The organism is Paenarthrobacter aurescens, from assembly GCF_025421775.1.
GTDB classification, from domain to species: domain Bacteria; phylum Actinomycetota; class Actinomycetes; order Actinomycetales; family Micrococcaceae; genus Arthrobacter; species Arthrobacter aurescens_B.
The window spans coordinates 477177-499202 of the sequence record NZ_JAOEFX010000001.1 but is presented as its reverse complement, the minus strand read 5'-3'; the positions used below and the strand labels follow the sequence as shown (position 1 = coordinate 499202).

Genomic DNA, 22026 nt, shown 5'->3' with positions numbered 1-22026 from the left:
GACTGATCATGACAACCGCACTTCTGAAGCAGCCAACCCAGCCCACGGCTGTCCGCAAGCCGAACCGCAGTTTCGTCCACGGCCTCCTAAGCAACAAGAAGGCCCTGACGGGCATGGCCGTGATGCTCATTTTCATCGCACTGGCTCTTCTGGCGCCTGTCCTGTTTCCCGGCGATCCGTCGCGGATCACAGCCATGGCCTCACTGGAACCATCAACCGAGCACTGGCTCGGAACCACGGCCAAGGGACAGGACGTGCTTGCACTGACCGTCCATGGCTCCCGGAGCTCACTCTTCGTGGGACTGACAGTAGGCATAGCGTCCACGTTCATTGGCATCCTGGTTGGCCTGGCCTCCGCGTACTTCGGCAAGTTCATCGACGAAGCCTTGTCCCTGGTGACCAACGTCTTCCTGCTCCTTCCCGGCTTGCCGCTCCTGGTCATCCTGGCCGCATTCCTGCCGCCGGGCCTGGGAACCGTGATCCTGGTACTTGTGGTCACCGGGTGGGCAGGTTCAGCCCGTGTCCTGCGGTCACAAGCGCTATCCATCCGCTCCAAGGACTTTGTAGCCGCGGCCGTGGTGTCCGGTGAACGGGCGGGACGGATCATGTTCCGCGAGATCCTGCCCAACATGGCATCGATCGTCATGGGCACCCTGCTGGCCTGCGTGATCTACGGCATCGGCGCCCAAGCGGGCCTGGAATTCCTGGGCCTGGGCGACGTCAGCACGGTCTCCTGGGGAAACAACCTCTTCTGGGCCGGCAATGAAGGTGCCCTGCTCACCGGAAGCTGGTGGGTCTTTGTCCCCTCAGGCGTGTGCATCGCGCTGGTCGCTTTCGCCCTTGCCCTCATCAACTACGCCGTGGACGAGGTCACCAATCCGCGGCTTCGGAAGATCAAGGCGCCCGCAACACCAAAGAACATCGAAAGGAGCGCCGCCAAATGACCATCTCCCAAGTTTCCTTCGGCTCCCACGAGCCCGTCCTGGAAGTCAAGGACCTCACCGTCAAGTACATCGGCGATACCCGCTCGACCACCGCCGTCGACCGTGTTTCGTTCAGTATTGGCACAGGCGAGGTCTTCGGCCTCGCGGGGGAGTCCGGCTGTGGGAAGTCCACCATCGCCAATTCGATCATGAGGCTCCTAAAGGATCCCGCAAAGATCGCGGGTGGCAGCGTTTCCTTTGGCGGCAAGGACGTTCTGGCCATGAGCCCGGAGGAGTTGCGGCGCTTCCGCTGGCAGGACGTGGCAATGGTCTTCCAGTCGGCCATGAACTCGCTCAACCCGGTACTGACCATCGGCGAACAAATCGTGGACATCTTCACTACCCACGCCGGTTACTCCCGCAAGGAATCGCTGCGGCGTGCCGGTGAGCTGCTGGAGCTCGTGAGGATCGACCCCGCCCGGCTCAAGTCCTATCCGCACCAGCTCTCGGGCGGCATGCGTCAACGTGCGGTCATCGCCATGGCTGTGGCGCTCAAGCCGTCACTGCTGATCCTCGACGAACCCACCACCGCACTGGACGTGGTGGTGCAGCAAGAGATCATGGCGCAAATCAAGGAACTCCAGCGCGAGCTCGGCTTCTCGGTCCTTTTCATCACCCACGATATGTCCCTCATGGTGGAACTCTCGCACCGCATGGCCGTGATGTACGGCGGCCGGATCGTGGAAACCGCAAAAGCCCAGGACGTCTACGCCAATCCCCGCCACCCATACACCCAGGCGCTGATGGGAGCTTTCCCCCCGCTCACCGGTCCGCGCGTTCCTCTGACGGGCCTGCCCGAAGGCGTGAAATTCCGCAACATCCCGGACCTCACCGAAGCGGCACCCGGGCATTATGTGGCACCGATCGGTGCCGACCCTTCGGTTATTGATCCCGCACCTCTGGAAGGAGCCGCACGATGAGCCACGCCCTCATGACCCCGCAGCCCGGGACCCTGACCGGCAGCCCCGCCCTTGAAATCCAGGGCCTGGGTAAGTCGTTCCCCGTCGGTGGACTGTTCTCCCGCGAGTCTGTCCGCGCCCTGCACGGCGTTGACCTGACCATTGGCCGGGGCGAAATCGTAGCGCTGGTGGGTGAATCCGGATCCGGCAAAAGCACCTTGGCCCGCTGTGTCGCCCGGCTCGAAAAGCCCAGCTCCGGCGCCATCCTCATTGATGGCGTCGATGTCCTCAAACGGGATCGCTTCCAAGCATCGCGTGCGTTTCGATCCCAGCTGCAGATGGTGTTCCAGGACCCGTTCGGCTCGTTGAACCCGGCGCACAGGATCGAGCATTTCCTGCGGCGCTCCCTGGCGATCCACGGCAAGAGCGGCGGTTCCGAGGAGGAAACCCGGCAGCGGCTCGAAGATCTCATGACCACTGTTGGCCTGGAAGCTGACATGCTGAACTCATATCCGCACGAGCTCTCGGGCGGGCAGCGCCAACGCGTTGCGATTGCCCGGGCGCTGGCCGTCGAACCGCAGGTCATCCTGGCCGACGAGCCTACCTCCATGCTGGACGTCTCTGTCCGGATCGGCGTACTGAACCTGATGCGCAAGCTCCGCGATGAGCAGGGTATCTCCATGCTCTACATCACCCACGACCTCGCGTCCGCCCGCTACCTCGCGGACCGTACGGCGGTGATGTTCGCCGGTGAACTCGTTGAGGAAGGCGAGTCCCTGGACCTGTTGTCCAACCCTGCGCATCCCTACACTCAATTGCTTGTTTCGGCAGTGCCGGATCCTTCCCGCGCAGGTTCCTACGATCCTGTCCGCAGGGCCGAACTGCGGCAGGCTGTCATGGCCTCGACACACTGCGCGTTCGACGGCGACCCGAACCAGGCCTGTTCTGCCGAAGAACCAGTCCGCCACCAGGTGGGGGACCCCGAAAACCGCCACTGGGTGCGCTGCCATCTATACCGGCCGTGGGCTGCTGCCAGCGGCCATGCCCTGGCCAGCGAACCAACCCAACCCGGCCACCCGGCGTCGAACGCTCAAGAAGAGGCTTCAGCATGACTGAACTGACCCACCCGCTCGCCACCGTTCCGCAGGATGAGTTGGTGGCCCGCGCCGAAGCCGATCCGCTGCGGCCACGCTTCCACTTTGTCTCACCGGCCGGATGGCTCAACGACCCCAATGGCATCAGCCAGTGGAACGGCACCTACCACCTCTTCTACCAGTACAACCCTGAGGGTGCTTTCCACCACCGAATCCAGTGGGGCCATGCCACCAGCACCGACCTCGTCACCTGGACGGACCAGCCGGTCGCGTTGGAACCGTCCGCAGGACCGGACGCCGAAGGCTGCTGGTCCGGGGTGTTGGTGAACGACGGCGGCACGCCCACCTTGGTTTACTCGGGGCGGTTCGAGGGTAGGGAACTGCCCTGCGTCGCGGTAGGATCCCCGGATCTGCTGAGCTGGACCAAGGACACCGGGAACCCCGTGATTGCAGCCCCGCCAAGCGGAGTGGAGATCACCGCGTACCGCGATCACTGCGTATGGCGTGAAGGAACCAAATGGCGGCAACTGGTGGGCTCCGGCATTCGACACCGCGGTGGTACGGCGTTCTTGTATGAATCGGTTGACCTGCGGCAATGGGACTACATTGGGCCGTTGTTCATCGGCGACGCTTCGCAGGGAGATCCCTCGGACACTGATTGGACCGGGACCATGTGGGAATGCGTGGACCTGTTCCGGGCGGGACAGGGATCGTTGGGAGCTGAACCGTCTGATGGCTCGCCGGACGTGCTGGTCTTCTCGGCGTGGGACGACGGCGACACCCGCCATCCGCTGTACTGGACGGGACGCTATGCCGGGGATTCGTTCGAGCCCGCGGCCCTGCACCGGCTCGACTACGGTGGCCGTTTCTTCTATGCGCCGCAATCGTTCAAGGATGAGTCGGGCCGACGCGTTATGTTCGGCTGGATGCAGGAAGGCCGAAGCGATACAGCGATGGTGGAAGCCGGCTGGTCGGGCGTCATGAGCCTGCCACGCGTTACCACCTTGGCGGACGACGGAACGTTGGAGTTCGCGCCGGCTCCCGAAGTCTCGAAGCTGCGCAGGGACCACGTCAGTGTTCCGGGCCAGGTTCTCGTAGGGGCCGGGACGCCTGTGAATACGGGTGTTTCCGGCAACCAGTTGGACCTTGAACTGGATCTGCAGCTCGCACCCGGTGCGATGTTGAGGCTCAGTCTGCTCGGATCGGCGGATGGCGTTGAGGAGACAGTGATCGAGCTGAGTCGTGCTGCGGACGGACACCATCCGGGTAACCTCCGCCTTGACCGCACCCGCAGCAGCCTTGACCCTGCCGTCGATGTGGAGGAGAAGTCCGGCCCGCTTCCCATGACGGATGGTCGTGTTCGCCTTCGTGTGTTGGTGGACCGGTCCGCCGTCGAAATCTTCGCCAACGGTAAGCCGCTCACAGCCCGTGTCTACCCGACCCTGGGCGGCGAGCGCGTGACACTGGCCGCCACCCAAAGCACAGTGCGACTACTCTCCTTCGACGCGTGGACCATGGCCGGAGTCTTTGATGAGACCCGTAGCCTCTTGCCGGAACGGAAGTGAACCCCATGAAAAATTCATCATCAGTCTCCCGCCGAGGACTACTGACCGGCGCCGGCGCCGTTGCGTTGGGCGGGTCCCTGGCACTGTCTACCGCCGTTGGACCCGCCATGGCGGCGGGCGGCCCACCCGCGAAAGGAACATCCCGGATGCGCCCGCTCTATCACTTCAGTGTGCCCGACAACTGGAAGAACGATCCCCAACGCCCCATCTTCCTGGACGGGGAGTATCACTACTACTACTTGTACAACGCTGACTACATCAACGGTGGTGGAGGCACATCGTGGCGCCGTGCCACCACCACCGACCACGTCTCATTCCGGGACCGGGGTGTGGCGATACCGAAGTTCAGCAACGGCAACGGTGACTGTTGGTCAGGATGCCTTGTGGTTGATGAGCGAAACACGGCCGGATTCGGAGCGGGTGCCGTCATAGCAATTGTCACCCAGGCGCCGGATGGCCGGCAGGCGCAGTATCTCTGGTACTCCACGGACCGGGGACGGTCCTTCAAGCCTGGTGGCCAGGCACCTGTGCTGCCCAACCCGGGTGTTCACGATTTCCGCGATCCCAAGGTGATCTGGGATGGTGACCGAGGTCGGTGGTTCTTGGCCAATGCGGAGGGGCAGAAGCTTGGTTTCTACACCTCGCCGGACCTGCAGTCCTGGAAGCGCGTGGGCGAGTTTCTCCGCAGCGATCTGGGGCTGCTCGAGTGCCCGGATATCTTCCGGATGACTGCCGACGACGGATCCTCGCACTGGGTTCTCGGAACCAGCGCAAACGGCAAGGGCCGCGGACTGCCCGCGACGTATGCCTATTGGACCGGAGCTTTTGACGGCAGTTCCTTCACGCCCGACCATGCCGAGCCGGAGTGGCTGGACTATGGCTTCGACTTCTATGGTGCAGTTACCTATCCGCATCACGTTCCGTCAGGTGCCGAGGACCCCACTCTCCGCCGGGCGATCGGATGGGCAAATTTCTGGGACTATCCGCACAACACGCCCACCCTGGCTACCGAAGGCTACAACGGTGACGACATGATTGTCCGCGATGTCCGCCTCAAGCGTGGAAGCGGTGGCTACTACCTGGCCTCCGCCCCGACATCCGCGCTGGAGAACCACGTGAAGCGCGCACATCGTCTGGGCGATGTGGCGGTTACCGGTACGAAGGATCTGACCGTCCGCCCGCTCGCCTACGAGCTGTCCTGCGAGTTGGTGTGGGACCCGGCCGAACCACCGGCCAATCTCGGTCTTGAGGTGTGCCGCGCCGCGGGCGGAGGGAGGCATGTCGCCGCGGGTGTCTTCCTGCGTGGCCCGTTCACGTACGTCAACCGCCGCCCCACGATCAACCCCACTGCCGGCGAAACCCAAACCCCGGTGGACCTCTCCGCAGGGCGCCTCGCTATCCGCGTCCTCGTGGATCGTACGAGCGTCGAGATGTTCGTCGGTGACGGGCGGGTGGTGCACTCACACCGGGTTTTTCCCCTTGAAGGCGACAACGGCATCCGCCTCTACGCCCACGAGGGAGCGGCCACGTTCCGGGACCTGACCATCCGTGAAATAAAAGTCACGCCATAGCCGCCCCAACACGGGAAACGTTGATGGATTACCCCAAAACCGGGTCAGACTGTGATCGTCCAACACCTGATGTGTTGGTCGTCGGTGAAGGACTCAGGACGTTGTCGCCTCCGGCAACCTCCGCGTGGAACATCCTGGAGGTTCGCCGGCCAACGTCGCTGCTGCGGCCGCTGCAGCCATCACGGTGCAGCGGCCGGGAGCGAACCCGCCTACCCTGGACGAACTGAACGCCGTGGTGCAAGCCGGAGCTTAGGGCACCCAAAGCACCTACAGCACCTAACGCACCTAACGCACCTAAAGCACCTAAGGCAGGGCCGCCGTGGTGGCCCTGCCTTAGGTGCGTAGGGTCTTTGCGCTTTTGCGCCCGTCTCTCGGGTTACCTGTTGCGATGGTGTGCAAGAGCGCAAGGACCCTGGGCCGGCCGAACACTGGTATCGGCAGGCTTCCGGGACGTGGGGCCTACATTATTCCGGTGGGAACCAGGAGTGCCCATGCCAGCGCAGGTGCCACCAGCACGATTCCGCCGGCGTACATCATCAGCTGCTTGTATACGCGCTGGCGGTCGTCTTCGCGTGCGTTGGCCACCACCAGGGCACCGTCCGTGGAGAACGGAGACACGTCCACGACAGTTGCGGCGATGGCGAGGGCCGCCACCGTTCCCGATGCGCTGAGTGAGCTGGTCGCGAGCAGGGGGCCAGCAAGTGGGATGAAGGCAGTGAGCAGTGCGGTGGAGGAGGCGAAGGCTGAGCCTACGCCGATCACGTAGCAGAGCACCAAGGCGATGAGGAGCGGTGCTCCGAGAGCCAGGGCTTGCTCAGCAAGGGTGTCGATGACACCAACGTGCTGTAGCAGGGAAACGTAGGTGATCATGCCGGCCACGAGCAGGACGGTCGACCAGGAGACTCCGCCGATGAAGGTGCGATGTTCCTTGATGTTCACCAGTGCCAGCAGGAGCCCGGCCGAAAGGGCGACGAAGCCGATCGGCATGTGGAAGCCCAAGGCGCAGACGAGCATGGCGACAATGAGCGCCAACGTGAAGATCTGCTGGCCATGGGGTCGGGAGGTGCGCGTTGTGTCCAGGTCTGCGTGCTGGCCGGCCGCGCCGTCGCGGAGTTTCCCCAGCAGGGCAAAGAGCACCACAGTGAGGACTGACAGGATCAGGTTCAGTGCGAAGCTTGCCCCGAAGAGCGCGCCCTGTGAGATGGGGAACCCGTTTTTCACAGCGATGTCGTGTACCAGTACGCCTGCCACGGACAGCGGGGAGAAGCCGCCGGCGTGTGCTCCGTTGATAATGAACGCGCCCATGAGGACAGGGTGGATGCGTGACTCGTAGGCCAGTCCAATGGCGGCGGGGGCCAGCAGTGCGACTGCGGCGGGGGAGAAGGTGCCAAGCGCGGTCAGGGAAGCCGCCAAGAGGAAGAAGACCCACGGCAGCAGCAGGGTTTTGCCCCGTACAAGTCGGACGCAGCCCTGGACGATGATGTCGATGGTTCCGTTGTGCTGGGCCATGCTGAAGAAGTAGGTGACACCGATGATGGTGATCACGATATTGGCGGGGAAATCGGCCAGGATTTCTTTATCGGTCATGCCAAGCATGAAGTAGCCGACACCGAATGAAGCGACGAGGCCCATGACGCCGATGTTCAGTGGCCATTTAGTGGCGACGACGAACATCACCACGAGAATGACCAGCGGGATGATCTGGGTGGCGGTCATGGTCGGCTCCGATTCCGGGGTGGCCGCCGGGTTGAAGATGGCGCCTCCGAACAGGATGGCAACCAAACCCAGGATGACGGAAGCGGCAACCGTTACCAGCAGGATACGGCGGCGGTTGTTGGGACGCTGGGAACGTCCTTCCCGGATGTCGCTCTCTGCCTCGGGAGCTGGTTGGTAAATAGTCTTAGCCATGGTGGTGTCTCCTCATCGAGTGGCTGTTGCTAGTGAGGCTTCGACGGCGTTGCCGAGAGTCTCCGGGAGGTGAATGATGCTGGTGGCGATGGTGCGGGCTGTCCGGTCGACTCCGACCAGCAGGGACCCTTGGTGCTCCTCGCTCCAGGTTTCGATAACGCCGGCAGGTGTCCTGATTTTCAGGGCTGCTGTGGATGTGCCGGTGATGGCGTTGAGCACGGTGCCGGGTGTGCGGGCGGCGAGCGTCAGGGCGATGCTGCCGGTGATCGCGAGGGCTGGATGCGGTTTGCCCATCGAAAGCATCATGACGTTGACGTCGGAGTCTGTGTCTGTCCCGGTGGGTGGGCCGACTATAGCGAGCTTGGGAACAGCCCGCGCGGCTTGCCCAGGCGTTGCTGCCAGTCCCATCCGGACGGCTGCCTGGCGACGAATGAGGTCCAGGGTGTCCAACTGAAGTTCGACGCCGGCTTTCCACGTCTCGTAGCGCTCGATATCCAGCCCAAGTTCCTCTGCCCGGACAATGACCACTGGGGCGCCCGCGTCCACCATCGATACGGTCCAACGTGTTCCGCCGGCGACGATGGTGTCGGTCGTTTCATCGGTAGGCAGCAGTTTGCCTGTGGTCTTTCCCGCAGGATCCTGGAAACCGAGCCCTACTTTGTACCCGGGAAAAACGACGCCGGGCATCTGTGCGTTCGGGACAATCGGGAGGGCGCCTGCGGGAGTCGAAACCTGTTGGATGATGACTTGGCCCGTGTTGGTATTCCGGGTAACGATCCGGGTGGAATCGCCGTCCGGGATGACCCACCCTTTCTCGATGGCGTAGAGGCCGACAACCGCCGAGCAGTTCCCGCAGTTGCTGCCCCAGTCCACCGCTGCCTCTTCGATGCCCACCTGCGCAAAGGTGAACTCAACGTCGACATCACGGTCCGCAGGGCGGTGCAGGATCATTGCCTTGCTGGTAGTGGAGGTAGCCCCGCCCACCCCGTCGATCTGCCGTGAATCCGGGCTGCCGAAAAGCCGGGGCAGGAGATCGTCCAGGTTGGCGTGGGCCTTGGCAAGGTGGTCGGTTTCAAAGACCCAGCACTTGCTGGTGCCCCCGCGCATCCATTCAGCTTCAATCTTCATCGTGTTCCCTGCTTCCCGAGGTGCTTTGCTGCTTTTCTGCCTGATACGAGAATGATGCGGATCACAAATGAAGACAATGTTGAATTTCTGAAGGGGACTGTAGCATCACTTCATTCATGGTGCTGCGTATGCTCCAGAGTGAAGTGAATCAGCTGTCAGTTGTGTACTTCCGGAAAAAATCAACACTCCAACGCTCGTCACTGCATAGAATGAACCAAAGACGTGGAAGGGTGAAGCATTGCTTAACGACGAGAACCTGGATTTATTCGATATCCGGCGGCTGGCTCTCCTGGTGGAGGTGGTCGAACAGGGATCGATCACCGCGGCGGCTGACACGATGATGTATTCGCCCTCAGCCGTTTCGCAGCAGTTGCGCAAGCTCGAGCAAGAAGTGGGGCAACCCCTCCTCAACCGCCGGTCCCGTGGCGTGGTACCCACCGAGGCGGGACAGGTGTTGGCGGGCCACGCCCGTAAGATCGTCGGTCAGATGCGGGCCGCCCGGGCCGACTTGGGCCAGATCGCCGGCCTGGGTCGAGGCTCGTTGACTGTTGGGACGTTTCCCACGCTGGCCGGATCATTTCTGCCATTGGTGATCCGTGCCTTCAAAAAGCGATACCCGGCGATTGGCCTGTCCGTGCGCAGCGCCCGTTTCGACGAACTCATCTCGGACCTCGAGTCCGGAGTGACCGGGCTGTGCTTGCTCTGGGACTATCCCTGGAACCGGTTTAACGACGACTCCATTCGGATCACGGAAGTTTTCCAGGAGAGCACCGTGATTCTCGTGTCAAAGGGGCACCCCCTCGCTGATCGTGACGAGGTGACCATGAAAGAGCTCCGGAAAGAGTCATGGATAGTCCGGGCGGAGGCCCACCCAGTGGTGGAGGTACTTCAACGCTCTGCCCACGACGCCGGCTTTGAACCGCACCTCGGCTTCCTAGCCAATGATTACCAGGAAGCCCAGGCCATGGTCAGCGTGGGCATGGGCGTAGCGATGGTGCCAAGAACAGCCGTCGCCCTGCAGCATCCGGATGTCAGGATCCTCAGTCTTGGCTCGGATGCCCCCCTGAGGCGAGTACTTCTGGCCCAGCGCCAGGACAAGGTGTATGCGCCCGCAGAGGTCGCTTTCCACTCAACGCTTCTGGAAGTTGCCCGCGAACGGGGCGGCGACTATCTCTGACACGATCGGGGCTCATCCACCGGGGCTACTCATCTGACTGATTCTCGACTGTTCCTGGTAGCGAGGCCACGTTGTTTGCTGGAAGGTCGCGTCCCATCTCGTCTCCGACCTCCCGGAGCTTGTCTGCGAGCAGCGCCGCGCTGGGTGTCAAAGGACGGTCCGGATGGAGCAGCAGGCCGACCTGCTGGGCGAGCCCCTCCAGATGCAGGTCGAGGATCTTCACCTTCGGCTCAGCCACTGCCATGGATTCCAGCATGAGGGCGAGGAATCCACCTTCGACAACAAGAGTCCGTAAGGTCGCAGGTGCCCCGGACTCGACCTGCTGAACCGGAGGGGCAAGCCCGGCGTTGCGGAAGTTAAGTTCGAATTCGTCCCTCAGGGGAGTATTGGCCAGCGGGACTACCCATCGATGCGCCACTAAATCGTGCAAAGTCACGTGGGGCAGTGCATGGGCAGGGTGCGACGGGGCTGCTACGATCCGGAATTCCTCCTGGTACAGCGGGATAAGCCGCAACCGCGCTGTGCTGGGATGGTCCTCACGGCCTCTTCACCGGCAACCCTTTCAACCTTGGAATATCAGGCGGATTCTCGTCCCCCTTCACGGCTGAAACCATCGCGGAAGCTGACCTGATCGTGGGCTGGGGTTGCGCCCTCAACATGTGGACCATGCGCCACGGCACGCTCATCGGCGACTCAACGTCAGTGGTTCAGGTGGACCTTGAAGACTCAGCCCTCGGTGCCAACCGCCCCATCGATCTTGGAATATTGTGGGATTGCGCTGAGACAGCGGCCGCGGTGCTCGAGCAAATGCAGTCCGATGGACACCGGGCAACCGGCCTGCGCACGCGCGAAATGGCACATCGCATTGCTGGGCACGCCCGGTGGAACTCTGTGGAAACGGAGGACCTTTCAACGGACGGGACCATCGACCCGCGGGTTCTGAGCCGCGAGTTGGACCGAATCCCCCCAAGCAATCGCATCGTGTCCGTCGACTCGGGCAACTTCATGGGATACCCCAGCACCTACCTGTCTGTCCCGGACGAGTTTGGCTTCTGCTTTACCCAGGCTTTCCAATCGATCGGATTGGGGCTTTCCACAGCGATTGGAGCGGCAGTCGCCAGGCCTGATCGGCTCCCGATCCTGGGAACGGGGGATGGCGGTTTCCTCATGGCAATCTCAGAGTTGGAAACAGCGGTTCGCGAACAGATCCCGCTGGTGGCCATCGTCTACAACGATTCCGCGTATGGAGCTGAAGTCCATCACTTTGCCGCGGACGATGTGGACCTGGAAATTGTGAGGTTCCCAACCACCGACATCGCCTCCATCGCCGCCGGATACGGCGCGGCAGCCATTACGGTTCGGCGGCTGGAGGACCTGACGCTGGCGGAGGAGTGGGTTAGGGGTCCCCGCAAAACTCCGCTGGTGATTGACGCCAGAATCGCTTCCGACGGTGGAGCTTGGTGGCTGGCAGAAGCCTTCAAGGGGCATTGATCCGTCACGATGGATTGCTGAACCATGCGACGGTCCCGCCCTTCCAGTCCTTCCTGCCGCTGTCAGCGGACGGCGGTCAGGGCGTCGTCGTAAATCGCCAGCGCCTGGCGCACTTCTTCGGGGGTCACGACGGCGGGTGGCACCACGTGCACGCGGTTGTCGGCCATGAAGGGCAGCAGTCCGCGGCCAAGCAGTTCCGCTTTCAACTTGCCCATGAAGGCGGCGCTGACGGGCTTCCGGGTTTCGCGGTCCTCCACGAGTTCGAGGGCCCAGAAAACCCCGCGGCCGCGGACCTCACCGATGACGTCGTGCTTGGCAGCCAGGGCCTTCAGGCCGGGTTCAAGGTGGTCGGTGCCTATGAGTGCGGCGTTCTCCACGATGTTGTCTTCCTCGAAGGCTTCGATGGAGGCCACGATGGATGCGGCGGCGAGGGGGTGGCCGGAGTAGGTGAGCCCGCCGGGGAAGACGCGGTCATCGAAGGTCTCGGAGATTTCCTTGGAAATGATGACCCCGCCTACGGGGACATAACCGGAGTTGACGCCCTTGGCGAAGGTGATGAGGTCCGGCCCAACGTTGTAGGCATCCAGGGCGAACCAGTCGCCGGTGCGGCCGAAGCCGGCCATGACCTCGTCCAGGATCAGGACGATTCCGTGCTGATCGCAGAGTGCGCGGACGCCTTCCAGATAGCCGGGGGGCGGGAGCAGGATGCCGGCAGTGCCGGGCACGGTTTCGAGGAGCACGGCAGCGACGGATTGCGGTCCTTCAAGTTCGATGGTGCGGCGCAGGTGCTGCAGGGCGCGCTCGGCCTCCTGCTCCGGAGTTTGGGCCCAGAACTCGGAGCGGTAGAGGTAGGGCCCGAAGACGTGGACGTGGCCGCGGGAGTATTCGTTGGGGATGCGGCGCCAGTCGCCCGTGGCAACGATCGCGGCGCCGGTGTTGCCGTGGTAAGAGCGGTAGCGGGAGATGACCTTGTCCCGGCCAGTGTGCAGACGGGCCATGCGGATGGCGTTCTCGTTGGCGTCCGCGCCGCCGTTGGTGAAGAACACTTTGTCCATGTTTGACGGGGCGTGGGCAAGGATCTTTTCGGCTGCGACGGCGCGGGTGTGGTTGGCATGCGAGGGCGCAATGGTAGTGAGTGTGTCCAGTTGCTGCTTGATGGCCTCGATGAGGCGGGGGTGCTGGTGGCCGATGTTGGTGTTGACGAGTTGGCTGGAGAAATCCAAGTAAGTCCTGCCTTCGTGGTCCCATATGGTGCTGCCCGAACCACCGGCAATGGCCAGAGGATTCAGAGTGTTCTGCGCAGACCATGAATGGAAGACGTTGGCCGTATCCAGGGATGCGACCCCGGAGTTGGTGAGCGGGGCGGCCAGGGCGGTCCGGGTGGGAGACATTGGAAGGTCCTCTCGAAGGGGCTGGTGGGGCTTCCCCTTCATAATGAGCTTCAGGGCGAAAAGAACGCTCTCGACATTTGTATAGTTAGCATGGCGTGGAACTACGTTTTTCCAGAGAGGGTTTGAGCGTGCCGCCAACCATCAACACCATCCTTCACAACAGCTCGTTGAACTTGCGGCTGGTGTCGCCTGATGCCTCGGGACCAGGCCTGGACTCATCCATCTCCTGGGTGCATAGTTCCGACCTCGACGACCCCACGCCCTTCCTTGACGCCGGGCAATTGCTGCTGACGGACGGGACCCAGTTTCCGGTCGACGAGGCATCAGGGCCGCTGTACAACGAGTACGTGGAACGGCTGGTCAACCATGGGATCAGCGGGCTGGGCTTCGCCACCCAGGTAATCCATGGGGTCCTGCCCCAAGGTTTGGAGGACGCATGCCGCCGGCAGGGGCTGCCCCTGCTGGAAGTGCCGGACAGGACTCCATTCATCGCCATCATCCGGTTCGTCGCCGACTGGCTGGCCCGTGAACAGCACGCACGGGCCGAATGGTCCCTCCAGGCACAGCGCGCCATCGCGAGGGCTGCCCTAAGGCCGGATGGGCTCCGATCGATTCTGGCTGAACTTGAACGCCAACTTCATGGCTGGGTGGCATTGTTCGACGCTGCCGGGAACCACATCCTGATGCCCAATAACCGTCCTGTGCCCTCGGCGTTGATGCCGGGAGTGAAAGACGCTGTCACCAAGGCGTTGGATCAAGGATCGCGGTCGGTATCGCAGCTGACGGTCGACGGCGAACAAGTCACCTTGCAGACGTTGGGGCGCAGGCATTACCTGCGCGGCGTATTGGTACTCGGCGCGATTGAACCCCTGGATCCGGCCCGCACGGACATCATCAACAGCGTGATCGCGTTGGCCAGCCTGGCGCTGGAGCAAACGCGCACGCTGGATACGGCACGGCGCCACCTCCGGGCGGGGGTTTTCGAACAGTTGCTGGCAGGAAGCACGGATGTGGCCGAGCGGACCGCCCGTCAAGTCTGGGGGAGGCTTCCTGCAGAGCCCTTGGTGGTGACGGTGGCACTTCAGCCGGGGCAAGGGCAGAACCTGCTCGAAGCTCTCGAACTCCTGTCGGATGATCACCGGGGGGCCGTCTTCTATGCCCAGCGGAAAGAGAACGTTGTTGTCCTGGCGGGATCAAACCTCCAGGGCAAAGTCGCTGTCCTCCTGGAAAGGTACGGGGCTGCCGCCGGGGTGTCCGGAGAGGCGACCTTCGCCAACCTGGCCCAAGCCCTGAGGGAAGGAGAACGGTCCCTGCAGAGAGCCGTGGAGCTCTCCCGTCCACTCGTGGAGTTTGGCGAGATATCCCAAGGCGGCATGCTCGGTTTGCTGCAACGGGACGAGGCAGAGTCCGTGGCACTGCGGCTCATCGAACCCCTCTCCAAACACGACGAATCGGAGCAGACGCAGTTGCGTGCAACGGTGACGGCGTGGCTGGCAAATAACTGCGTGTGGGACCGCACGGCGAGGGAGTTGGGAATTCACCGGCACACGCTCCGGAACCGGATCGATGCTGCCGGGATCGTCCTGGGACTTAACCTCGACAGCCTGCGCGACAGGCTGGAACTGTTTGCCGCCGTCGGGTTCCTGGAAGAGCGTTAGCCCGAAACGGGCGAAAGGTGAGAGAGCATCTGGCAGGTCAGACGCTCTCTCACCTCCCGGCCACAAAATACGGACGCTCTCTCACCTTTCGTTAGTTTTGCGGGAAGCCCAGGTTGATGCCGCCGTGGCTGGGGTCGAGCCAGCGTGACGTGATGGCCTTCTCACGAGTGAAGAACTGGAAGCCCTGCAGACCGTAGGCCTTTGAACTGCCGAAGATGGAGTCCTTGAACCCGCCGAAGGAGTAGTAGGCCACCGGCACGGGGATCGGCACATTGATGCCCACCATCCCCACTTCAACCTCGGTCTGGAAGCGGCGGGCTGCACCGCCGTCGTTCGTGAAGATCGCGGTTCCGTTGCCGAAGGCGCCGGAGTTGATCAGGTGCAGGCCCTCTTCGTAACTCTTTACGCGGACCACTGCCAGCACAGGGCCGAAGATTTCCTCGGTGTACACACGTGAGGTGACCGGGACGTCGTCGATCAGCGTCGGGCCCAGCCAGAAGCCATTTTCGTCGCCGTCCACTTCGATGCCGCGGCCGTCGACAACGACATTCGCGCCGTCCTCGATGGCGACGTCGATGTACGAGGCCACTTTGTCGCGGTGCTGGCGGGTGACCAGTGGGCCCATGTCGCAGTCGCGGCGGCCGTCGCCGACCTTCAGGGTGGTCATTCGGGCGGTGATCTTCTCGATCAGTGCGTCGGCGACGGGCTCGACGGCGACGACGACGCTGATGGCCATGCAGCGTTCGCCGGCGGAACCGAAACCGGCGTTGATGGCGGCGTCGGCGGTTAGTTCGAGGTCGGCGTCCGGAAGGACCAGCATGTGGTTCTTTGCTCCGCCGAGGGCCTGGACGCGCTTGCCGTTACGGGCAGCGGTCTCGTAGATGTACTGGGCAATTGGCGTGGAACCGACGAAGGAAATCGCCTTTACATCCGGGTGCTGCAGAAGTCCGTCGACGGCTTCCTTGTCGCCGTGCAGTACGTTGAAAACACCATCAGGGAGTCCCGCCTCGGTGAACAGGGCAGCGAGCCAGTTGGCCGCCGTCGGGTCCTTTTCACTGGGCTTGAGGACTACCGTGTTGCCGGCGGCGATGGCGATTGGCAGGAACCACAGCGGCACCATGGCCGGGAAGTTAAAGGGGCTGATGATGCCGACGACGCCCAGCGGCGCTTTGGTGGAATAGACATCGACGCCGGTGGAGACATTCTCTGAATGCTCACCCTTGATGAGGTGCGGGAAGCCGGTGGCCAGTTCCACGACCTCCTGGCCACGGGTGATTTCACCGAGGGCATCGGAGACAACCTTCCCGTGCTCGGAAGTGATGATCTCCGCGAGTTCACCCTTGCGCTCGTTCAGCAGCTCGCGGAAGCGGAAGATGATCTGCTGGCGCTTGGTGATGGACATATCGCGCCAGGCCGGGAACGCCTTGTGGGCGGAGGAGATGGCCGATTCAATGTCCTCGGCGTTGCCCAGGTTGACCAGCCTGGCTTCTTTGCCGAGTGCGGGATCGAACACGGGGGCCGTGCGGTCGCCGGCCGACGGCGACTCGGCGCCTCCGATCCAGTGCGGGACTACCTGAAGCTCGTTGATTTCAGACACGTGGTTCTCTTTTCTGACGGCGGATCGATGTGTGAAGCATCTGGTTCACCGTAGGCAGGGATCCGCGGCAGCGTAGCAGTACAAGTAGCGATCCGTTCATAGTCGGATAGACATATGTATATCGCCTTGGATACGAAGGGAAAGCGCTCAGCCGACGTTTGCCGTAGAGCGGACCCCCAGCTTCCGGTGGTTCACCGCTCGATAAGAGTGAGCTGCGTTCCGTCCGGGTCTACGAGGTATCCGGCCCGGAGTCCCCACGTCTGCATCCGGACGGGGTGGAGGCGCGGCATGCCGGCCGTGCTGACCGGCACTCCGGACCGGAGGATGGCCTCGTAAAGTTCGTCGACGTCGGCGACACGCAGGCAGCACATGAAGCTGCTCGAAAACGGATCAAGGCCCGGGGCGGGAAAGAACTCCAGTTGCAGTCCGGCCCGGGTGAGGATCATCCACCCTTGATCCCGAAACATGCGCTCGAAACCGAAACCACCATAGAAGGCTTCGGTCACGTCGAAATCCTGGGAGGGGAGATTCGGGACGGCAAGGTCGTGCGCCGGGGTCGAAGCCATGGACCCATGGTGGCACACGGCTTTTCTCCGGGTGGGGTCAGGGGCGCGGGGCTTGGAGTTCCACCGGTTCCTTGTCTTGAGCTGTCGGCCGGTGATGTGACCGGGTTCCCGATAGTTTCCCAGTGCGGATCCAATGTGAAACGAAGAACAGCAGCAGGCCGATCGCAAGAAGGATTGCCGCACGCAGCCAGATGTCGGCACCCTGCTGGAACAACAACACAACACAGGAAAGCAAGGCCAGGCACGGGATGATGACGGGCACTCGGAAGTGCTTGTGCTTCACCTTGTCCTTGCGCAGTACCAAGACGGCGATATTGGTGCTGATGAAGACGAACAGCAGAAGCAGGACTACCGTTTCGGCGAGCGAACCAAGATCGCCAGTGGCGGTCAGCACCATGGCGGCCGCCGTGGTTACCACAATGGCGACCCATGGAGTGCGTCTTTGGGGGAGCACCCGGCCCAATGCAGGTGGCAGCAAGGATTGTTCGGCCATACCGAAGGCCAGCCGACTTGCCATAATCATTGTCAGCAGCGCACCGTTGGCTACGGCTATGAGTGCAATGAGGCCAAAGAGCCAATCCGGAACCCCGAAACCAGTGGCTTGGACCACCTGCAGCAAAGGCCCTGAAGAATCACTGAGGTCTCTCGGGGAAAGGGCGATCGATGAAGCCAGACCGATCAGAACGTAGATGGCACCAGCAGTCAGCAGGGCTCCAAAAAGCGCCTTGGGATAGACACGTTGGACGTCCCGGACCTCCTCGGCCACGTTGGCGGAGGTTTCGAACCCGACGAACGAGTAGTACGCCAGCAAGGAGGCGGCGAGAATGCCTGCGCCGGGGGAAACCGCCGGGTTGAACTCAAGGACCCGGGACGCATCGCCATCTCCGCGCGCGAACATCATGCCGACCAGAACAATGACCAAAACAAGACCTGATACTTCAACAGCAGTCATGACGACATTGGCCCTGACGGATTCCTTAACCCCCCGGGCGTTAAGGAGGGCGATCAACAGCAGGAAGACTAAAGCGGCAGGCGTGGCGGGTACATCCAGGAAAGGCTTGAGGTAGTCGCCGGCGAAGGCCAGGCTCAAGCCTGCGGCGCTGGTAACGCCGGCGGCCAACATGCAGAAACCAACGAGGAACGAAATCGACGGCATTTTGAAAGCCCGCTCAGCGAAGACGGCCGCCCCGCCAGCCTTCGGGTACTTTGTTACCAGCTCAGCGTAGGATCCAGCTGTCAGCATGGCGAGGGACAGCGCCAAGGCCAAGGGAATCCAGATGGCCCCTCCAACTTCTCCGGCAACTTTGCCCACCAGGGCGTAGATTCCGGCACCTAATACATCCCCGAGGATGAAGAGAAAGAGGAGTGGCCCGGTAATCGACTGCTTGAGTCGTGAATTCCGGGGTTCTACAGGGTTGCTCATGGAACCAAAGCGTACAGGAACTAAGTACCCTTACTAACCAACGGTGGTCGCCCTGATGATACGGGTCCCGAAATGAGAATGCCCCCTCTACGGCCGGTGTTGCCCTGCGAGAGGGCAGGTGAACGGGTCAGCCGCGGCGAGACCCACGGTATTGAGGTAGCGGATCACGATTGAGTACGAGCGCATCAGGCCCGTCTCGGTGTAGGGGATACCCGTGAGAATGCAGTGTGCTTTGACCAGCTGGCTGGCTTGGCGAAGATGTCGGCGGGGCATGTCTGGAAACAAATGGTGTTCGATCTGGTAATTGAGCCCACCCATGAAGAACGTCACCAATTTTCCGCCGGTGATATTGCGCGACGTGAGCACCTGACGGGTGAGGAAATCGGCACGACTGTTCTCGGGAAGTATAGGCATCCCTTTGTGGTTTGGCGCAAAGGTTCCGCCCATATACAACCCGAAAACGGCGACTTGAACCCCAATGAAGGCCGTGGCGACGCCGGGGGACAGCACGAAGAAGAGCAACCCGATGTAGGCCCCGAAGCGCGCGCCAAGCAGGCCGAGCTCAAGCCATCGGAACTTTACCGGCCCGCGTTGCAGCAAGTACTTCAGCGAGTCGATGTGCAACGTCCAACCGAGGAACAAAAGGAACGGGAAGAGGAGATAGCCCTGGCGTTTGCCATACGCCCGGGAGAGCCGCCCACGGTTGGACGGGACTACGTTGTGAAAGACGATGGCGCCGGGAGCGATATCCGGATCCCTGTTGACCACGTTCGGCCGGGCGTGATGCCTTGAGTGTTTGTCGGTCCAGTAGGCGTAACTCATGCCCACCATCAGGGTGGCGATCAGGCGTGCCGCCCACTCGTTGGCCGAACGGGACGTGAACACCTGAAGATGAGCAGCTTCGTGGCCGACCAAAGCGAATTGCGTGAAGACAACACCGAGCACTGCCGCGACCGCGAGCTGGAGCCAGGAGTCGCCAACAAGAAAGAATGCCACCCAGACGCCGGCGCCCGCGATAACCAGGAGCACCAGGAGCAGGACGTAATAGCGTCGGCATCGCTCGAGCAGTCCGGCTTCCTTGACCGACATCAAGAGACCCGCGTAGCTGCTGGTGACTTTGTTGATCCGAATTCCGGACGTTGCCCGTTGGGGACGTGGCGTAGAAGCGGGCACGACCGGTAGGGGCTGGTTGGCTAGCGACAAGATATTGCCTCCTCGTGTGCGCTGAAAAATGCGCTGCCGAGGTCTGGGGCAACAACACCAGCGTAGGCACGAAGGGCACTGCGAGTCCATAGGTAACCGACCTTGCCGGACAAGCCTCGGCGGGAGGTAACGAGAAAAGTGCTAGATCATCAAAGTGCGCTTGACGATGCTGTCGGCGACGTCGTGGAGATTCTGCCGGGAGGAACGGGCATGTGCGCGCAGCACGTTGAAAGCACTGTCCATATCGAGGTTCTTTGTCTGTGCGATGACGCCTTTGGCCTGCTCAATGAGCACCCGGGTGCTCAACGCACGTTGCAGTTGGTCGTTGAGGACGCCTGCTTCCCGGATGGTGCGTTCCTGCAGAAGGCTGATGGTTGCCACATCGGCCATGGCCTGGGCAATGGAGGCGTCTTCCGGCGTTAGGGCGCCGGTTTCGGCGCCGAACAGTCCCATTGCGCCGATGACCCTGGTATGGACGCGCATCGGCACGGCGTGCACTGACCTGAATCCCATGTCCAAGGCAACCTGCTGGAATGCCGGCCAGCGGCCACCAAGGGCGCTGATGTCATCTACGGTGATGACCGTTCCGGTGCGGTAGCACTCTACGCACGGACCCGCTCCGGCTTCCAGTTGCAGCAGCTCCACCAGTTGGCTTTGCTCGCTGGTGGAGGCGAGTAGTTGTAGATTCCCGTCGGCGTCGGAGAGCAACAGCCCGGCCTGGGCGGCGTCGAGCAAGTCAACTGCGTCCTCCACGAGGGTGTGCAGTAAGTCCAAAACGTCATAGTCGGCAACGAGGGTGTCGGCAAGCTTCACGAACGTATCGCTGAGTCGTTCGGCTCTGCTTTTGATTGCCATGTCAGCATTTTACTGTGGACCGGTATTGTGGATGCCCGCTGCCGGAGTGAAATCCAGCCGACGGCTGACAACGTCCACGGCCGTGTCCTGCAGAGACCGTCCGCTGGCGAAAGCATGGCCACGCAGCAACAGCAGAGCTTCCGCTGCTGTGCTCCCGGTCTGAGCCAGCACCATGCCGGTAGCTTGGTGGATTTCGCGCCGGGCCAGCGGTATCGGGGCCGATTCGGGCCCGCCGTCCGGCATCAATCCACGCAGCAAAGTCCACGCCGTCCGGCTGGCAATGTGGGTGGCCCGGCTGACTTCGGCTCGATTGAATTGGTGGGGCGAGGTGCAGTACAGCTCCGCCACTCCGATGACCAGCCCGCCGGCGAGCAGTGGGAAAACGAAAAAGGCTGCTGCTACGGTGCTGGTGGCTGCCTCGGCGAACGCCGGCCACGACCGGGCTCCTGCGGCGCTGAGGTCGGGGATCATAACCGGCAACTGGGTGCGGAAAACATCCCACCGGGGTCCGTCCCCGAGATCGTACTGGAGCTCGTCCAGCCGGGCGGCGGTGGGGTCGGAGACGCACATCAATGTTTCGGCTGCGGAACCGCCGAAGATGGAAACAGCTGCGCCATCGATCGGTAATTCCTGGAGGAACGCGGCACATAAACCGCTGTGGGACCCGTATCCCGCGGACGGCTGGTCAAGCATGCTTCATCAGAGCTCTCGGGTGATGGCTCGGCTGCACCAACAACCACCATTCCTGTTTTTCGTATGACAACCAGACACTGGCTGTTTCCTCAACCATAAACACGCACACCTGCGTCCACCGTTCCGCAGGTTGTCCGGCTTTTCCGGGATGTAGTGACCCTGCCGCGCTGCGGATGCGTCACCATGAAAGTCTGTTCAGCCCGCAGTGCGGGACTCCGTGGGGCGCGGATCAGGGGGCGACGATGTATTCGGCAATGGTGACGCCCGTGGTGGTCGGGATGCTGCGTTCCAACTTCAGGTTGACGCGGTCTCCATCAGTAAAGAGCCGGGTGCCCGACCCAAGCACGACGGGGTGAATGAGTAGCGTGTACCGGTCGATCAGGCCTGCGGTGTGTAGTCTGCGGACCAGTTGGCCGCTGCCCATGATCATGAGGTCGCGGGAATAGCGGTCCTTGAGCCCGGCCACGGTAGATACGGCATCGCCGGCGAGCAGTTCGCTGTTCGCATAGGCGAGAACCGTGTCCGAGGTGTGTGAGACCACAAACTTGTCGGAGCCCAGCAGCACGTCGACAAACGGGTTGGGGCCGATGGAGGTCCAGTGCCCGAGCACGTCGTCATAGGTGCGGTGGCCAAACAGCAGGCCCTGCTGGGCGCTCATGCCCTCGCCCGCGTACTTCATTGACACCTCGTCCTGGTACCCCTCCGCCCACCCGCCGTGGGTGAATCCGCCTCGGGTGTCTTCATCGCTGCGGCCGGGCCCCTGCATAACGCCATCGACCGTGACGCTCTCGAAAACAGTGATCTTGGACAATGCCTTCTCCTTC

Annotated in this window: 18 protein-coding genes and 2 pseudogenes; 9 read left to right on the top strand and 11 right to left on the bottom strand. The window is 62.3% G+C overall.

What is annotated here, in order from left to right; translation table 11 throughout:
* Positions 1-8 precede the first annotated feature (8 nt).
* The 6 genes from N7568_RS02340 (at position 9) to N7568_RS02315 (ending at position 6365) form a co-directional block, all read left to right on the top strand.
* Positions 9-944, top strand: a complete 936-nt coding sequence (locus N7568_RS02340; RefSeq protein ID WP_261608299.1) for an ABC transporter permease — start codon at positions 9-11, stop codon at positions 942-944.
* Positions 941-1903: an ABC transporter ATP-binding protein gene (locus N7568_RS02335; protein WP_261608298.1), complete on the top strand. Its 963-nt coding sequence runs from the start codon at positions 941-943 to the stop codon at positions 1901-1903. Before N7568_RS02340 ends, N7568_RS02335 begins: the two co-directional genes overlap by 4 nt.
* Positions 1900-2994, top strand: coding sequence for an ATP-binding cassette domain-containing protein (locus N7568_RS02330; protein WP_261608297.1), 1095 nt, complete (start codon positions 1900-1902; stop codon positions 2992-2994). Before N7568_RS02335 ends, N7568_RS02330 begins: the two co-directional genes overlap by 4 nt.
* Positions 2991-4541: a glycoside hydrolase family 32 protein gene (locus N7568_RS02325; protein ID WP_261608296.1), complete on the top strand. Its 1551-nt coding sequence runs from the start codon at positions 2991-2993 to the stop codon at positions 4539-4541. Before N7568_RS02330 ends, N7568_RS02325 begins: the two co-directional genes overlap by 4 nt.
* Before the next feature lie 146 nt (positions 4542-4687).
* The gene (locus N7568_RS02320; RefSeq protein WP_306422559.1) at positions 4688-6112 is read left to right on the top strand and encodes a glycoside hydrolase family 32 protein; all 1425 of its coding nucleotides are present in this window, start codon (positions 4688-4690) and stop codon (positions 6110-6112) included.
* Between the two features lie 124 nt (positions 6113-6236).
* Positions 6237-6365, top strand: coding sequence for a hypothetical protein (locus tag N7568_RS02315; RefSeq protein WP_261608294.1), 129 nt, complete (start codon positions 6237-6239; stop codon positions 6363-6365).
* A 206-nt stretch (positions 6366-6571) separates the two neighbouring features.
* Here the strand turns inward: N7568_RS02315 and N7568_RS02310 are convergent, their stop codons facing one another.
* Positions 6572-8020 (bottom strand): SLC13 family permease, encoded by a 1449-nt coding sequence (locus N7568_RS02310; RefSeq protein ID WP_261608293.1) that lies wholly within the window; start codon positions 8018-8020, stop codon positions 6572-6574.
* Between the two features lie 12 nt (positions 8021-8032).
* Positions 8033-9148: a PrpF domain-containing protein gene (locus tag N7568_RS02305; RefSeq protein WP_261608292.1), complete on the bottom strand. Its 1116-nt coding sequence runs from the start codon at positions 9146-9148 to the stop codon at positions 8033-8035.
* Positions 9149-9386: 238 nt separating this feature from the next.
* Between N7568_RS02305 and N7568_RS02300 the strand changes: the two genes are divergently transcribed.
* A complete protein-coding gene (locus tag N7568_RS02300) occupies positions 9387-10325 on the top strand; it encodes a LysR family transcriptional regulator (RefSeq protein ID WP_261608291.1) in 939 nt (312 codons plus the stop codon).
* 25 nt (positions 10326-10350) lie between these two features.
* On the opposite strand, the pseudogene N7568_RS02295 reads toward N7568_RS02300, so the two are convergent.
* Positions 10351-10848 (bottom strand): annotated as a pseudogene (locus N7568_RS02295) (LysR substrate-binding domain-containing protein); the annotation flags it as partial.
* 14 nt (positions 10849-10862) lie between these two features.
* Here N7568_RS02295 and N7568_RS02290 point away from each other — a divergent pair.
* A pseudogene (locus tag N7568_RS02290) lies at positions 10863-11816 on the top strand (thiamine pyrophosphate-dependent enzyme); the annotation flags it as partial.
* 62 nt (positions 11817-11878) lie between these two features.
* On the opposite strand, the gene N7568_RS02285 reads toward N7568_RS02290, so the two are convergent.
* Complete coding sequence (locus N7568_RS02285; protein WP_261608290.1) at positions 11879-13207, bottom strand: aspartate aminotransferase family protein; 1329 nt, start codon at positions 13205-13207, stop codon at positions 11879-11881.
* A gap of 128 nt (positions 13208-13335) precedes the next feature.
* Here N7568_RS02285 and N7568_RS02280 point away from each other — a divergent pair, with 128 nt between their 5' ends.
* Positions 13336-14865, top strand: a complete 1530-nt coding sequence (locus N7568_RS02280) for a PucR family transcriptional regulator (protein ID WP_261608289.1) — start codon at positions 13336-13338, stop codon at positions 14863-14865.
* A 91-nt stretch (positions 14866-14956) separates the two neighbouring features.
* Here the strand turns inward: N7568_RS02280 and N7568_RS02275 are convergent, their stop codons facing one another.
* From N7568_RS02275 to N7568_RS02245, 7 genes are all read right to left on the bottom strand, one after another.
* On the bottom strand, positions 14957-16462 hold the full coding sequence (locus N7568_RS02275) for a CoA-acylating methylmalonate-semialdehyde dehydrogenase (protein ID WP_261608288.1): 1506 nt from the start codon (positions 16460-16462) through the stop codon (positions 14957-14959).
* A gap of 191 nt (positions 16463-16653) precedes the next feature.
* Positions 16654-17028 carry a bleomycin resistance protein gene (locus tag N7568_RS02270; RefSeq protein WP_261608287.1) on the bottom strand — a complete coding sequence of 125 codons (375 nt, stop codon included), beginning with the start codon at positions 17026-17028 and terminating at the stop codon, positions 16654-16656.
* A gap of 37 nt (positions 17029-17065) precedes the next feature.
* The gene (locus N7568_RS02265; protein ID WP_261608286.1) at positions 17066-18451 is read right to left on the bottom strand and encodes an APC family permease; all 1386 of its coding nucleotides are present in this window, start codon (positions 18449-18451) and stop codon (positions 17066-17068) included.
* 87 nt (positions 18452-18538) lie between these two features.
* Complete coding sequence (locus N7568_RS02260; protein WP_261608285.1) at positions 18539-19654, bottom strand: fatty acid desaturase family protein; 1116 nt, start codon at positions 19652-19654, stop codon at positions 18539-18541.
* A gap of 141 nt (positions 19655-19795) precedes the next feature.
* On the bottom strand, positions 19796-20509 hold the full coding sequence (locus tag N7568_RS02255; RefSeq protein WP_261608284.1) for a GAF and ANTAR domain-containing protein: 714 nt from the start codon (positions 20507-20509) through the stop codon (positions 19796-19798).
* A gap of 9 nt (positions 20510-20518) precedes the next feature.
* The gene (locus N7568_RS02250) at positions 20519-21202 is read right to left on the bottom strand and encodes a GAF and ANTAR domain-containing protein (RefSeq protein WP_261608283.1); all 684 of its coding nucleotides are present in this window, start codon (positions 21200-21202) and stop codon (positions 20519-20521) included.
* A gap of 229 nt (positions 21203-21431) precedes the next feature.
* Positions 21432-22013, bottom strand: coding sequence for a dihydrofolate reductase family protein (locus tag N7568_RS02245; RefSeq protein ID WP_261608282.1), 582 nt, complete (start codon positions 22011-22013; stop codon positions 21432-21434).
* Positions 22014-22026 lie beyond the last annotated feature (13 nt).